At 38.4% G+C, this 15,602-nt stretch carries 10 protein-coding genes and 1 pseudogene; 2 read left to right on the top strand and 9 right to left on the bottom strand.

What is annotated here, in order from left to right:
* Positions 1 to 241: 241 nt before the first annotated feature.
* Positions 242 to 988 carry a class A sortase gene (locus RQ973_RS08460; protein WP_311523645.1) on the bottom strand — a complete coding sequence of 249 codons (747 nt, stop codon included), beginning with the start codon at positions 986 to 988 and terminating at the stop codon, positions 242 to 244.
* Positions 988 to 3,456: a DNA gyrase subunit A gene (gyrA, locus tag RQ973_RS08455; RefSeq protein WP_311523643.1), complete on the bottom strand. Its 2,469-nt coding sequence runs from the start codon at positions 3,454 to 3,456 to the stop codon at positions 988 to 990. Before gyrA ends, RQ973_RS08460 begins: the two co-directional genes overlap by 1 nt.
* Before the next feature lie 193 nt (positions 3,457 to 3,649).
* Between gyrA and RQ973_RS08450 the strand changes: the two genes are divergently transcribed.
* The gene (locus RQ973_RS08450; protein WP_000176425.1) at positions 3,650 to 4,636 is read left to right on the top strand and encodes an L-lactate dehydrogenase; all 987 of its coding nucleotides are present in this window, start codon (positions 3,650 to 3,652) and stop codon (positions 4,634 to 4,636) included.
* Between the two features lie 57 nt (positions 4,637 to 4,693).
* Here the strand turns inward: RQ973_RS08450 and sdbB are convergent, their stop codons facing one another.
* The 6 genes from sdbB to RQ973_RS08420 all read right to left on the bottom strand — a co-directional run bounded on the left by sdbB (position 4,694) and on the right by RQ973_RS08420 (position 10,074).
* Positions 4,694 to 5,254 carry a thiol-disulfide oxidoreductase-associated lipoprotein SdbB gene (gene sdbB, locus RQ973_RS08445; RefSeq protein WP_311523642.1) on the bottom strand — a complete coding sequence of 187 codons (561 nt, stop codon included), beginning with the start codon at positions 5,252 to 5,254 and terminating at the stop codon, positions 4,694 to 4,696.
* A gap of 12 nt (positions 5,255 to 5,266) precedes the next feature.
* Positions 5,267 to 5,974, bottom strand: coding sequence for a thiol-disulfide oxidoreductase-associated membrane protein CcdA2 (ccdA2, locus tag RQ973_RS08440; RefSeq protein WP_311523641.1), 708 nt, complete (start codon positions 5,972 to 5,974; stop codon positions 5,267 to 5,269).
* Positions 5,975 to 6,101: 127 nt separating this feature from the next.
* Positions 6,102 to 6,962 (bottom strand): methionyl aminopeptidase, encoded by an 861-nt coding sequence (locus tag RQ973_RS08435; protein ID WP_045763436.1) that lies wholly within the window; start codon positions 6,960 to 6,962, stop codon positions 6,102 to 6,104.
* Between the two features lie 14 nt (positions 6,963 to 6,976).
* Entirely contained in the window at positions 6,977 to 8,254 is a 1,278-nt protein-coding gene (gene spxR, locus RQ973_RS08430) for a CBS-HotDog domain-containing transcription factor SpxR (RefSeq protein WP_311523638.1), read from the bottom strand.
* Positions 8,247 to 8,798 (bottom strand): GNAT family N-acetyltransferase, encoded by a 552-nt coding sequence (locus RQ973_RS08425; protein WP_311523636.1) that lies wholly within the window; start codon positions 8,796 to 8,798, stop codon positions 8,247 to 8,249. Before RQ973_RS08425 ends, spxR begins: the two co-directional genes overlap by 8 nt.
* Positions 8,799 to 8,814: 16 nt before the next feature.
* On the bottom strand, positions 8,815 to 10,074 hold the full coding sequence (locus RQ973_RS08420; RefSeq protein ID WP_311523634.1) for a UDP-N-acetylglucosamine 1-carboxyvinyltransferase: 1,260 nt from the start codon (positions 10,072 to 10,074) through the stop codon (positions 8,815 to 8,817).
* 181 nt (positions 10,075 to 10,255) lie between these two features.
* On the opposite strand from RQ973_RS08420, the pseudogene RQ973_RS08415 reads away from it, so the two are divergent.
* A pseudogene (locus tag RQ973_RS08415) lies at positions 10,256 to 10,996 on the top strand (transposase); the annotation flags it as partial.
* A gap of 50 nt (positions 10,997 to 11,046) precedes the next feature.
* On the opposite strand, the gene RQ973_RS08410 reads toward RQ973_RS08415, so the two are convergent.
* On the bottom strand, positions 11,047 to 15,602 hold a 4,556-nt coding region (locus tag RQ973_RS08410), incomplete at its 5' end, for a ZmpA/ZmpB/ZmpC family metallo-endopeptidase (RefSeq protein WP_311523633.1).

Genomic DNA, 15,602 nt, shown 5'->3' with positions numbered 1-15,602 from the left:
CAGATTAACTTCCACTTCTAATAGCGGTGGAACTTAGTTTGCGAATTTAGCAAATTGACAAGAAAAGGCGGTGGGACAGAAATCGATAGACAAAGTCTCGATTTCGTAGTCCCAGCCCCGCGAGGATGATTAGGAGCTTTTTGGAGTCTAAAAGACGAACAAAAAGTTCAATCAGCTACCGCGTCAAAGTTTGATTACTAATAAAAAATGAGGTCGGGCTCTTTTGTCCCAACCTCTTCTACTATTCATAAAATTGTTTATAGGGTTTATTAAAGGCTTCTAAGATATCTGATGGAGTTTCTGCATAAGATTTTACCTCTGTCAAATTCCCTTTAACGATAATTCTCTCAACTGCATTAGCATCTTCACAGGTTACCAAGGTAATCTCTTTAATCCCATCACGTTCGTCAATTACATCTACGCGATCAGGAGTTACAATTTTAACTTCTTCAATCTCGTATGTATAGACTTTTTCTTTATCAGTGAGATAAATTTTCATCCCTTTCTCAGCACGAGCAAGAGGAGAGAATAATTTCTTATCTGCATTTTCACCTGCAAAGATACGGTGACTTGCTAGAGAATAATTTCCTTCCCCCATTACCTGATTTGCTTTCATTGTCCCAGCACCATAAAAAAGGTTAACATTATCGAGTCCCTTAAATATTGGTAGATTCATTTCAAGCTCTGGAATGGCAATCCCTCCGATTACCGGAAGTTGCTGGGAATTCCATTGAGCTGATAGGACTGCCTCCGAGGAAAGTGATTTTACAGAGTCAAAATCAAAATTTCCTTCGGTTTCTTTGTTCTCTTCAATCTCTTCCTTAGTTACTTGACTGACCTGATACTTATTAGTGTTCCAAATCATGAACATATCACGAATATTAGCATTGAAGATTAAAGCGATAGATAGCAAGATTAGAAATCCTGCCAGTATGTTAATCAGTAGATTTTTACGTTTATTTTTCTTTTTATTGATTTTTTTAGACATTATGCTTCACTTTCTGTTTCCTGTTCTGCCCCAACTTCTTCTTTTTCTGCTGCTGCAACACTTGTAAAAGTCACAATCTTAGCATCCTGATCTAGACGCATCACTTTTACTCCCATAGTTGAACGTCCCGTTTGTGAAATATTGGCAACATTGGTTCGAATCATAACACCTGTGTCAGTGATAATCATCAGATCTTCGTCCCCTTTTACTGTTAAGAGACCAGCCAGAGGACCATTTTTCTCGGTAACATTAGCTGTTTTCATTCCTTTACCAGCACGACCTTTTGTTGGGTATTCAGTCGCAACTGTGCGCTTACCGTATCCTTTCTCAGTAATGATAAGGACTTCGTCTTGGTCAGTAATCACTCTCGCTCCCACTACAGCATCACCTTCACGAAGGTTTACCCCTTTAACACCAGTGGCGATACGACTCATGCTACGAACTGAAGACTGATTGAAACGAACTGCATAGCCTAATCTGGTTCCGATGATGATATCTGTGTCTTTTTCAGTTAGTAAGACATTAATCAACTCATCCTCATCTTTCAGATTTAAGGCTTTGAGACCATTTTGACGAATGTTGGCAAATTCTTTGACACTAGTTCTTTTGACAATACCTGCTCGAGTTGTAAAGAAGAGATAAGCATCATCACTACGTTCTGATTCAACATTGATAATGGTTTGAATGCTTTCACCTTCATCCAGTTTCAAAAGATTGACAACTGGCAACCCTTTGGCTGTACGACCGTATTCTGGAATTTCATATCCCTTAAGACGATAAACACGTCCTTTATTAGTAAAGAATAGCAAATGATCGTGAGTGCTGGTTGAAACCAATTCACGCACAAAGTCATCGTCCTTAACTCCAGTTCCTTGAACGCCACGTCCACCACGTTTTTGAGCTGTAAACTCGTCTTGATCCAAACGTTTGATATAACCTTTATTTGATAGAGTGATGAGAACATCAGACTCTTCAATCAAGTCTTCATCTTCAAGAGTCAAGACTTCACCAACCATCAACTCAGTACGACGTGGATCGCCAAACTTACGTTTGACCTCATCCAATTCTTCCTTGATGATTTGCGCTACGCGTTCTGGTTTTGCAAGAATGTCTGCCAAGTCAGCAATCAAAGCAATAAGCTCATCATATTCTGACTGAATCTTGTCACGTTCCAAACCTGTCAAACGACGAAGACGCATATCGAGAATTGCTTGACTTTGACGTTCAGATAACTTGAACTTGCTCATCAATTCAGCTTGGGCTTCTGCATCCGTTTCACTAGCACGGATGATACGAATAACTTCGTCGATGTGGTCCAGAGCAATCAACAAACCTTCTAAGATGTGTGCACGCGCTTCAGCTTTCTCTTTGTCAAATTGAGTACGACGAGTCACCACTTCTTTTTGGTGCTCAATATAAGCATCCAAGATTTGACGAAGAGAAAGAATCTTTGGTACACCATTCTGGATAGCCAGCATGTTAAATCCAAAGCTAGTTTGCATTTGAGTCATCTTGAACAAGTTGTTCAAAATAACATTAGCAGATGCATCACGCTTCACTTCGATAACAAATCGAACACCTTCTCGGTTTGATTCGTCACGAACAGCTGTAATACCTTCGATACGTTTTTCCTGAACCAAACGCACAATATGCTCATGGACTTTAGTCTTGTTGACCATGTATGGAAATTCTGTTACAACGATACGTTCGCGACCAGTCTTAGTTTCTTCGATTTCAGTACGAGAACGAAGCACAATAGAGCCTTTTCCTGTTTCATAAGCCTTATGAATACCTGATTTCCCCATGACCAGAGCACCAGTTGGAAAATCTGGACCAGGAAGAACTTCCATTAATTCCTTGGTGGTGACTTCTGGATTATCCATCACTAACTTAACAGCATCAATGGTTTCACCCAAGTTATGTGGTGGAATATTGGTCGCCATACCAACAGCGATACCTGTAGCTCCATTGACCAAAAGATTTGGGAAACGAGCTGGTAGAACCAGGGGTTCACGTTCATTGGCATCATAGTTGTCTACAAAATCAACGGTATTTTTATTGATGTCGCGAAGCATCTCAAGAGCAATCTTACTCATACGTGCTTCAGTATAACGCTGGGCGGCAGCACCATCACCATCCATGGAACCAAAGTTCCCATGCCCATCTACAAGCATGTAACGGTAACTCCACCATTGCGCCATACGAACCATAGCTTCGTAGATAGATGAGTCACCGTGCGGGTGGTATTTACCCATGACATCCCCTGTAATACGAGCAGATTTCTTATGAGGTTTATCTGGTGTCACACCCAATTCGTTCATACCGTATAGAATACGACGATGAACTGGTTTCAACCCATCTCGAACATCAGGAAGGGCTCGCGCTACGATAACACTCATGGCGTAGTCGATAAAGCTGGTCTTCATCTCCTTTGTCAGATTGACATTCACTAAATTTTTATCTTGCATTAACAAATGCCTCATTTCACTATTAGTAACTAGATATATTATACCATAGTTTGACCTAGATTTCAGTCTTCCAATCCGACTAAAACGTTTACATGGCCAAGTGGATGTTATATCCGTGACAAAGCTATTTAAAAGTGATAGAATGAAACTAAACGGGGGAAGCCCTTAAAAAATGAAGGAGATGTTTAGACAAATGACATTAACTAAACAACACAAAAAAGTTATCCTTGTCGGTGACGGTGCCGTAGGATCATCATACGCTTTTGCTCTTGTTAACCAAGGAATTGCACAAGAACTTGGTATCATTGAAATTCCTCAATTGTTTGAAAAAGCTGTTGGTGATGCTGAAGACCTTAGCCACGCGCTTGCTTTTACTTCACCTAAGAAAATTTATGCAGCTAAGTATGAAGACTGTGCGGACGCTGACCTTGTAGTTATCACTGCTGGTGCTCCACAAAAACCAGGTGAAACTCGTCTTGACCTTGTTGGTAAAAACCTTGCTATCAACAAATCAATCGTTGAACAAGTTGTTGCTTCTGGTTTCGACGGTATCTTCCTTGTTGCAGCTAACCCAGTTGACGTTTTGACTTACTCAACTTGGAAATTCTCAGGTTTCCCTAAAGAACGTGTTATCGGTTCAGGTACTTCACTTGACTCAGCTCGTTTCCGTCAAGCACTTGCTGAAAAAATCGGCGTTGATGCTCGTTCAGTTCACGCCTACATCATGGGTGAACACGGTGACTCTGAGTTTGCTGTTTGGTCACACGCTAACGTTGCCGGTGTAAAATTGGAACAATGGTTGCAAGCTAACCGTGACTTGGATGAAGCTGACCTTGTAGAACTCTTCATCTCAGTTCGTGATGCTGCTTACTCAATCATCAACAAAAAAGGTGCAACATACTATGGTATCGCAGTAGCCCTTGCTCGTATTACAAAAGCTATCCTTGATGATGAAAATGCTGTTCTTCCACTTTCAGTATTCCAAGAAGGTCAATACGGAGTTGAAAACGTCTTTATCGGTCAACCAGCTATCGTTGGTGCACACGGTATCGTTCGTCCAGTTAACATCCCATTGAACGATGCTGAAACTCAAAAAATGCAAGCTTCAGCTAAAGAATTACAAGCTATTATTGATGAAGCTTGGAAAAACCCTGAATTCCAAGCAGCTTCAAAAAACTAATTTAAGTTAGAAAAAATGTCTAGACGATTTGTCTAGACATTTTTATATTTCATTACTTTATTTCATTTGAGCAAAAGCTGCTTCTGCATCTGCGTTACTAATCGCACCTAATTGAATCTTAGCAATTTTACCCTGTGAATCAATTAGATACTCTGTAGGGATGCTTCGAATTTGATAATCTTGAAAAACAGCTCCTTTTGTATCATATAAAACAGGGATGTCTTTATAACCTTGTTCTTCAAACCACTTTGGAAATTGGTCTATCGTTTTTTCACCTTGAAGCCCTGGCGCAATGACAGATAAAATTTCGAAACCACGATCTTCCTTAGCAGCAAGCTCCATCAATTCTGGCATACTCTTCTTGCATGGTCCACACCAAGATGCCCAAAATTTAAGATAAACTTTTTTACCTTTAAAATCAGATAATTTCACTTCTTTTCCATCCATAGATTGAAGGGTGAAATCAGGTGCTTCTGCTCCAATAGCTACTTGCTTCACAGGAGCTTGTTGTGTCTGATTTGATTGATTTTGTGGACTTGATTTTTTCTCTTCCTTGCCACAAGCAATCAGAAGAAAGAGAGACAAGAAACTAAGTCCAAAATAGATAATTTTTTTCATAGATAACTCCTTTTATCCTAATATTCCAGATAAGACATTTAACTGTCCCAACATTAATAAAATTCCCATGAGAATGATCAATAAACCACCAATCTTCTTCAATAAAAGTATGTGGGATTTGATTCTACTAAAATAAGGCATGACAAGACCTGATGCCAAGGCCAGAACTAAAAATGGAAGTGCCATTCCAAGAGTGTAAATGAGGGTTAATAAGGCCCCCTGAAGAGCTCCATTTCCTCCTGAGGCAGCCAGTGCTAAAACAGAACTTAAAACTGGGCCTATACATGGAGTCCAGCCAAAACTGAAGCTGATACCCAATAAAAAGGCCGACAAATATTTACTAGACTGTTTTTGCTTAAATGTCACTGTTTTTTGTATCTCTAATTTTTGTAGATGAAGAATTTCCATCTGATGCAATCCCAGTATGATAATCATGATTCCCATGACATAACGAAACCAGTCAGCATAAAGTAAATTCCCAAGGAATCCTGCTCCAAATCCAAGAATAAAGAAAATGAGAGAGATACCCGCAATGAAACAGAGGGTACGAATCAATCCTGACCAAGCAACGTCTTTACCTAAAAAACGAAATGTATTTGATTCCTCTTGATCATCTAGCAGAACACCTGCGTAGACTGGTAACAAGGGAAAGATACAGGGAGAAAAGAATGACAAGACCCCAGCTATAAAGACAGAAATAAAAAATAAAATACTTTCCAATTAAGAACCTTCTTTCATATAGTCATCTTTTATTTTACTATAAAAGAAAACGTTTGTAAGATATCTGCTACGCAAATTTATTTTCAACTTGAAAGAATCAAAAAAAGGAGCTCAGCTCCTTTTTTGATTAATAAGTTCCCTCTTCACCTTGACTTGTCAAGATTACAGGCCCATCTTTAGTAATAACAAACTGATGCTCGTACTGACATGATAGTCCACCATCGATTGTTTTATGTGCCCAGCCTGTTTTCATATCTGTATCGATTTCCCAATCACCTGTATTGATCATAGGCTCAATGGTTAAGACCATGCCTTCACGAAGGCGGAGACCACGACCTGCGATACCATAGTTAGGTACCATTGGTTCTTCATGCATAGTTGGACCAACACCGTGTCCTACAAGATCACGAACAACTCCGTAACCACGGCTTTCAGCATATTCCTGAATAGCAGCTCCAATATCTCCAATACGATTTCCTACAACAGCCTGCTCAATTCCCTTATACATAGCTTCTTTGGTAACGTCCATTAAGTTTTTAACTTCTTCTGACGGTTTTCCAACAGCGTAAGCCCAACAAGAATCTGCCAAGCCGCCCGTAAAGTTTTGAGTATATTTTTTCATTTGCTCAACGTTGTTAAAATTGAGTTTAGAAACATTGAGGTCAGACTTAGCGATTGGCCCACCAAGGACCATATCAACTTTCAGCAAATCGCCTTCCTTCAAAATATAGTGGCGTGGAAAAGCATGGGCTACTTCGTCATTAAGCGAACAACAAGTTGCGTATGGATAATCCATCATTGCCCCATCAACACCAATTTGAAGAGGGAGGAAATTTTCTTCTTTACAACGACGACGCACATATTCTTCTACTTCCCACATATCTACACCTGGTTTGATGATGTCACGCAAACCGATGTGAATACTGGCAAGAAAATCGCCAGCCTTATCCATTGCTTCGATTTCTCTAGCTGATTTTAATGTAATCATGTTTTCTCCTAGTTTTAATTAATTTTTACAGTAACATTTGCTTTTGATACGATTTGATGATTGATATAAATATCATAGTCGATAATGGCTGACCTTCTCGTATGGTGAATAATTCTAGCCTGAATTCGCAAGATATCATCAATCTGAACAGCCTGTAAAAAGTAAATCAACATCTGTTCAATGATGAGATTACGTCCGCTATTCACGACTAGATCCTGCGTCATATGGGTCAAAATTTCTGAAAGAACTCCATTTGCAAGGACTCCATTTTTTTCCAACATAAATGGTTCAACCGTAATGACAACTTCATCATGGTGGTAAGATAACTTCTGACCAACCTGTTCTGAAAATGTTGGCAAAGCTGAAACTTGAGAGCGGCTCATCTTTTCCATGACATCCCGTCTAGTAATAACACCAAGTAAAGTTTGATTACTTCTCACAACAGGTACCATTTCAAAGTCTTCAGCAATCATTCTCTGGCTAACGTTAGCGATATTCGTCGCTAAGCCAGTCATGTAGACTGTCCTTGTCATGACCTTATCTATCGTTGTACCAGGTGATTTATCCCCCGCATCACGCATAGTAACTACACCAACAACGATCTGATGCTGATTGATGACAGGGAAACGGCTCGTTCTATTCTTACGAACCAAGTCTAGATAATCTTTGACAGTATCCGTTTCCTGTAGAAATCCATATTCATGACTAGTACGATAGATTTTTTCAACCGTCAAAATATCTGTCTTGATCTGAACGTTGGACAAAGCTCTGTTGATCATAGTCGCAATTGTAAATGTATCATGCTTACTGCGTAATACTGGAATATTTTTTTTATTAGCATGGTTCAAAACATCTTCATGAACTTCAAATCCACCTGTTACCAAGACAGCATTTTCATTTTCTAGTGCTAATAACTGAATACGTGTTCGATCTCCTACGATAAGTAAGCCGCCATCATGAAGATAAGAAAGAATATTCTTTTCAGTCATCGCTCCAATGGAGAATTTACTAAATTCTCTATCCAATCCAGCTTGACCAGCTAAAACTTCCGAGCCTGTAACTTCTGCAATTTCTGCAAAGGTTAATCTCTCAATAGCAACCTTTTTGGACTTGACACGGACAGTTCCACTTCGAGGACGTGTTTCAACAAGTCCCCTATTTTCAGCTTCTTTGATAGCCCGATATGCTGTACCATCACTTACTCCCAGTCGATTTGAAATACTACGAACACTGACACGCTTCCCAACTGGTAATTCTTCCAAGTAGGCTAATATTTCTTGGTGTTTACTCATTTAGATTTCCTTTTGTATAACGGAATTCTAGATAATCCCGCATCTTTCGGGTATAACGATCGCTACCTTTAAAACGACGATAAAGAACAAAATCTGATTTTTCTGCTACTTTCTTACTAGCAACATTTTCTAGATGTGTCACAATCGAAAGTTGCTTCAAGGCAAACTCGTTCATGGATAAATCTCGTAATTTGGTAACTGCTTCAGTCATATAACCCTGAGACCAATAGTCTTTCTTTAAAAAATAGCCAATTTCAGCTTCTTTCTTAATTTCATCAAGTTTTTCAAACTTGATAGCTCCAATCATTCTTTGCTCTTTTTTATCACAAATAGCCCAAATTCCCAAAGGTGATTTCATAAAATAATTGGCAAGAGCATACTGACTTTCTTCAATACTTGCTTGTGCAGGAAAGATAAATTGAAGATTTTCAGGATCTGATGCAAGTTGATGAAAATCATCTACATCTGTAAAAAAGAAGGGACGGAAATATAAACGTTCCGTCTCATAGAAAGAAAATTTTGCTAATTTAGTCCAGATATTCATTGCAATCCTCAAAGTGCTAATCTTCGATTAGCTCAATATCTGCTCCAAGATTACGCAATTTTTCAATAATATTCGAGTAGCCTCGAAGGATGAATTCAACATTGGTAATCTCTGTTTTTCCTTCAGCCATCAAGCCAGCAATAACCAAGGCAGCTCCAGCACGTAGGTCTGTCGCCTTAACTTTTGCACCCTGCAAAGGATTTCCACCCTTATAAAGGATGTGGTCGTTTGTTGTTGAAATATCTGCATTCATTTTGGCTAATTCAAAAACATGGTTGACACGTTTTTCATAGATTGTATCAATCAATGTGCCACGACCTTCTGCTTTTAATAACAAAGGAGTAATAGGCTGTTGAAGATCTGTTGCGAAACCTGGATAAGGAGCTGTCTTGATATTAACAGCCTTTAGATTTGTTTGCTCTTCGACGAAAATACTGTCTTCAGAAACAGTCATGTGAACACCCATTTCTTCAAGTTTAGCAATAAATCCTTCTAAATGCTCATAAAGTACATTGTTAATTCGAATCCCATGACCTACTGCAGCAGCCATTGAAATATAAGTACCTGCTTCAATACGGTCTGGGATGACTTGGTGACGTGTCCCATGAAGGCTATCTACACCATCAATAGTAATCATATCCGTACCTGCGCCACGAATGTGAGCTCCCATATTGTTTAATAATGTAGCCACATCAATGATTTCAGGTTCGCGAGCAGCATTTTCAATAACTGTTCGACCTTTAGATTTTACTGCTGCTAGCATCGTATTGATTGTCGCACCAACACTAACAGTATCCATATAGATATGCGCACCATGTAGACTTGATCCTTGGGTTGAGAGATTCATATTATCTCCCTCGTAGGTTGTCTTAGCTCCCATAGCTTCAAATGCTTTTAAATGCAAATCAATCGGACGTGGTCCTAGGTCACACCCTCCAGGCAAACCTACAGTTGCTTCACCAAAACGTCCTAAAAGACTACCATAGAAATAATAAGACGCACGCAAGCTATTAATTTTACCATAAGGCATTGGTTTATTTTGAACACCACGAGGATCAATCTCAAGAACATCGTCATAACGCTTGACACTAGCTCCCATGATCTCCATAATCTCAATAAGACTAGCTACATCAGAGATGTCTGGAACACAATCCAAAATCACAACATCATCTGATAAAATAATGGCAGGAATCAAGGCAACGACACTATTTTTAGCACCACTAATCGTAATTTCACCTTTCAATGGTCTCCCACCGTTAATGACAATTTTTTTCATTTTATACTCTTTCACTATTTATTAAGAAGGTCTCACCCTATATTATACCATATTTCTTACTAATAGCCAATCCTATAAAATAATTAACAAACGTCTCACACTTAATTCCACCATAAAAATCCGTTTTAGACTAATTTCCACTTTGGTCAGGAAAGTGGAAGTTACTTTGAGAAATTACCCTCAAGATTTTGACAATCTCAATATCATCACAGTTCTGGAAGGTAGAACACAATCCATCATCCAAAATCATTTTCTTAAATATGAGAGTTCTGTCCGAAGTCGCGTCAAAATCATTACTATGGATATGTTTAGCCCTTATTATGACTTGACTAGACAACTTCGCTTTCGAATTTCTAGGCTCAGGCTGAAACAGTCTACGAGACTGTTTCACTCCCAAACGCTAAAATCGTTCTGGATCGCTTTTACATTGTACAACATCTAAGCCGTGCTATGAGTCGTGTGCGTGTCCAAATTATGAATCAATCAGGATAGTCGTAAACTGAGTGATAAACGTTTTTATCGCCCTACTTTTCGTATGCATTTAACCAATAAGGAAATCCTAAACAAGCTTTTGAGCTATTCCGAAGACTTGAAACACCACTATCATCTCTATCAACTCTTGCTTTTCCACTTTCAGAATAAGGAGCCGAAGAAATTCTTTGGACTCATTGAGGACAATCTAAAGCTGGTTCATCCTCTTTTTCAGACTGTCTTTAAAACCTTTCTAAAGGACAAAGAGAAAACTGTCAACGCTCTTCAACTACCCTATTCTAACGCCAAACTGGAAGCCACTAATAATCTAATCAAACTTATTAAACGCAATGCCTTTGGTTTTCAGAACTTTGAAAACTTCAAAAAACGCATTTTTATCGCTCTGAACATCAAAAAAGAAAGGACGAAATTTGTCCTTTCTCGAGATTAGCTTTTCTTCAACCCACTACAGTTGACAAAGAGCCAAAAAACTTGTCCCTTTTATATTTTAAACAATGGATTTAAGAAACCATCTGTGTTTTGTAATAATTTCTTATAAACTTTCCACTTGAGGCCTTCGGTATGCTTGAAACCACCTTCTTTCAAGTCTTTCTCAACAGCAGTGTTAAATAAGTTTTGAAGTTGAGCGTAAGTTGAAATCTTAGAACCGTCTACTTCAATCTCAACAAAGCCTTTCTGTGCTTTCGCATACACTTCATGATACCAATGTTTCTTCCACTCTTCGAGGTTTTGGAATTGATTATTAGAAACTTTCTTGATAATGAAATCATCACCTAAAAGCCCTTTATTTTCTCTGTTGGCATCACCTTTTAACTTGTTAGAAACATAAGGGATAAAGCCATTCTCATAACCATAGTAACCCCACATACGGAAAGTATTGTGTTTAAAGGAAATAGAACCTACGGTGCTTCGACTCGTATTCCCGCCAAAGATACCTGCCATCATATTGACCGTTTGATAAGCACTATCAAAACCTTCCGTACGGAAGCGACCGTTATTTGGCATACCATGAAGAGTTACAAAGTTATTATCTACCAACTTGTCAATGCTATCAATTGGTAATTTCTTCTCTTCTTCCGTCAAATCACGTAATTTGTCCCACTGGTGTGGTTCTCCAATTAAACGATTTCTATCCGCATTTGTACGCCACTCTTTATCCATCTTCTTGAACCACTTAGAGTTATCAGATAACTTCTGCTTAATAACGGCAGTAGCTTCTAAGTAATCTAACATCATCATAGACTCATTGTAGTTTTTCATATAACTATCAATCTTGTCTCGACTGTCTAACTTAGCTGGATCATAATTGTAGTACTGCTCACCATCATTTTTACGCTCATAAGCCATGTTGATACCCAGAGCTTTATACTCACTATTCGGAGTAGATTTATCAGGGGTTTGTAACATACCTTGAGCAAAGGCTTCTAAGTCAGTACCTTCACGATGCCAATCTCCACCATAGTAAGCCATACGGTCGTTTATGTGAGTTGTTTCATGTGTAAAGGCTGAAATACCAAACTGACTAATCATGTCAGTTACCATGAAGTAAACCTGATCATCTTTCCATGGACGTTCATAAATTTTTGCCATCGCTCCCATCGCTCCGTTAACTTGATGCCAACGATCAGTTGGGCCAAATAGCTCTCGAATAGGAGTTGCAACCTTGCCATCTGAACCATAACCACGGCGACTAGCATTCTTAATACCGCTATAATTTTGATTATCCCAAACAGGCGTTGGTACGGAGTTTTGACTCTTCAAGAGCTGATTACGAACTTTTGGTAAAGCTAAACGAGACCAAAAGTCTAAATATCTTTGTTGAGCTTTCGCTACTTTGTTTATCTCCTCTTTGAAAGCATTTCGTTCTTCTTCCGTATTCTTCCCATATTTTTCAAAAGAACTGAATGCCAACGTGTTGTAAGTAGAAATGACAAAAATATGTGCTTTCTTCAAGTTGAGTAACGGTAAAATCATGCGACTATGCACGTCATTGTTCAAACCGTCATAGATACGATGGCGCTTGTCTTTGAAATCCTCTGTAGTCGTCTCAGGCTCAGAAACATAAACGTTCTTTGCAGCATGAATAAACCAGTCATTTAAGTCGGTGTACTTAGTGAATAAACGCATGTTATAGCCTAACAAGCCATTTAATTCACCTTTTCCAATAGTACCACCAATAACTTCACGATAAGCTTCTAAACTTCTATCTCCTTTTAAATTCTTTTCTGCTGAACCTATACGAATCAAGAAATCTAAAATACTTGGTGTTTTACCATAAAAGTCTGGTTTAAACATCATCAAATGCTTAAAGTTCAAGCCATCATAGTCGATACCATAATAACGATTTAGATAAGTCAAGGCTAATATAATCTTAGCTTTATTATCTTCAACTTTCTTGAGAAGCGCCTTCTCAGCCACTTCATCACTGTTCAGTTGATGGTCTTCATTTTCTAACAAGGACTTCACTAACTTATCTAACGTCTCTCTAACCTCAGCGAAGCTTTCTTCTAGGTATAGAGATGAAGGGTTATTTGTAATAGCTTTAACCTCAGCAGAGTCTAAAGCAACAGAACTCAACTTCTCTTTAACTTTCGTAATCAAGGAATCTCTGTTCTTATCAACCATATTAGGAGTGTAAACTACACCTAAACCATCTACATTATATTCTTTGACTTGTTTTACCTTAGAGTCCGAAACCGCAGATACCCCAAATTCTTCTTTGGTTCCATCGGCATAGTGAATCATGATTTTATCCACACTTGATAAATCAGTGACAAATTGCCCTGCTTTCATACCTGTTACAGACAGAACAGTTTTCTTAACAAGATTGGAATCATCTGTTAACTTATTCCCTTGGTTTATAATCCACTCTTTGTTATAAAATGGTTGCAGTTTTTCCAAGTTTCGATAAGCTAGGTTTCTTGTTTCTTGGTAGTCCTGAATCGCTTTATATTCAGAATCTCTATCAACAATACGATTTAACTTGTTTACAACTGGATCTTGAATAGCGAAGGTATTCGCAGTAATCCCCATATTAGCGATTTTGGTGTCTGCTTCGGCTTGAGAGATACCAGTAATACGATTTGAATGCTTGTAGGAAGATAAACCACTTGCAACACCATTTACATAATTTACACGTTTGATATTATCTAATCCAAAATATTGGTCATTATCATTCAAGGCTGGTGAACCATAGACAATTTCACCATTATTTACTTTAAGCATTGTTACGACGTCTTCAATAACACCCCAGTTAAAGTTGTTATGAATTACACCTCCACTTTCGCCATGCTGAATCAAATTCATAGTACCTTTTATTACAGCATTTCGGAGAAATCCTTTTTTACCTACTGTCATCGAGTCAATACCATGATCTAGTTTACCAATTAAACCACCAGATTTAGATTTATTGGCACTAATCTTAGCATCAACGTAAGCTTTATCAACGTTACTTATCCAACTTTCGCTGACAAGTCCACCAGACCACCAGCCTTTATCTCCAAGACTGTTAATCTTGCCAATAAAAGCTACATTGCGCATATTAGCTTCGTCTAACTTATTAACAGCACCGGTTACATCGTTATTTCCTGTTAATGAACCTACTACTTTGATATTCTCAAGTGTAGACTTCTTAAACATATTACCAATAGGTGCAACTTTATCAGCCCAAGGCATGTTTATATTTACATTACCTAAGTTAAAGTTTTTGAGTGTAGCACCTTCAGCCTCATTAAACAAAGGTCTTTCTAAGTTATGAATCGTGTACTGATGATTCTCTACACTTGATAAAGTACCTCTAAACTTAGCCATAACATAAGCTTTACCTGCTGGCTTAACGTTAACTGCATTCAAATCTGCACCAAGTTTAAACTCACCGGTAGGATTTGCTTGCATGTCTTTTGCTAAATCATGGAAGTTGTAATAAACCTTATCCTCGGTAGCCCTCGGTTTTTCAAGATAATAAGTGTAAGTATCTCTTAACTTACCGTCTTTATCACGTTGAACTAAGTCAGGTGCTTTTGCCGTTATCTTGTAAAGCTGCTTACCTTCCTCAATGACCTCTTCAATCTTATCAATTGCTAAACGAGTCACTTTGTTTTCTCTGGAGGTTACTTTTAAGTAATAGTTGTTAACATTACTTGGAAGAGAGGTTAAATGATTACTATCGCTTTCGACACCGCTTTCGTTTACTTGTACGAGACTGGTATTTGCAATATCTTTCAACTCAACTTTCTTTAAATCTAAGCGTAAAGGTTTATCTTCCAAAGTCGATACTTCTGCACCCTTACCTACATCATAAGTCATAGTGGTTGAAATCGTATAATCTTTGTAATAGTCTAAGTTCTCTAATACTTGAGATAAGTTATCGGTTTTTAAATCAAGCGTTTTTACAATTTTTCCACCTTCTTTGATAGTCGCTACAATGCGTGTAATTGTAGCATTGTCTTGATTTTCTAGATTGTAGTTAATTGTAGCAGACTTAGCTAAAACATCCTTAGATACAGTGGTCAGAGTCAAAACAGGAGCCGTTTTTTCTTTGGGCTTTTCTTTGGTACCTTTTACAAGAATTTCAGGCTTCATTTCTTTCAAAATAGTTACTGTTTCAACTGGGTCACTGATTTTTTTGCCATGTAACTCTTCATAGCTAGTAACAATTTGACGTTCTCCATCCTCACCAACTTGTTTAATAGAATCATCACCTATAAATTTGCTAGAATCAGATTCTTCTGTGATAGTTTTAGGAATAGTCTCTGTACGAATATCAGTATGTAAAGCAGGAAGCTCTTCTCTCTCTGGAGCAACGTCAGGAACTGTAGCTAGTGGATCGGTATACTCTGAGATTTCAATAACCGGCGGATCAATTACGTTTCCTGTTTCATCTACTCCTGTTGTACCTACAGATTCCGTGTATTCTGACTTCTCGGACTTGGGTGCTTCTTCTGGAACTGTGCCTACCGGTTCAGTGTATGCTGGTTTTTCATGAACTTCCGGCTCGCCTTTGTCAGTCACAATAGCTTCCGGCAACGCTGGTTGAA

The organism is uncultured Streptococcus sp. (genome assembly GCF_963511325.1).
In the GTDB taxonomy this organism is placed as follows: domain Bacteria; phylum Bacillota; class Bacilli; order Lactobacillales; family Streptococcaceae; genus Streptococcus.
This window is presented reverse-complemented; position numbering and strand designations above follow the sequence as displayed.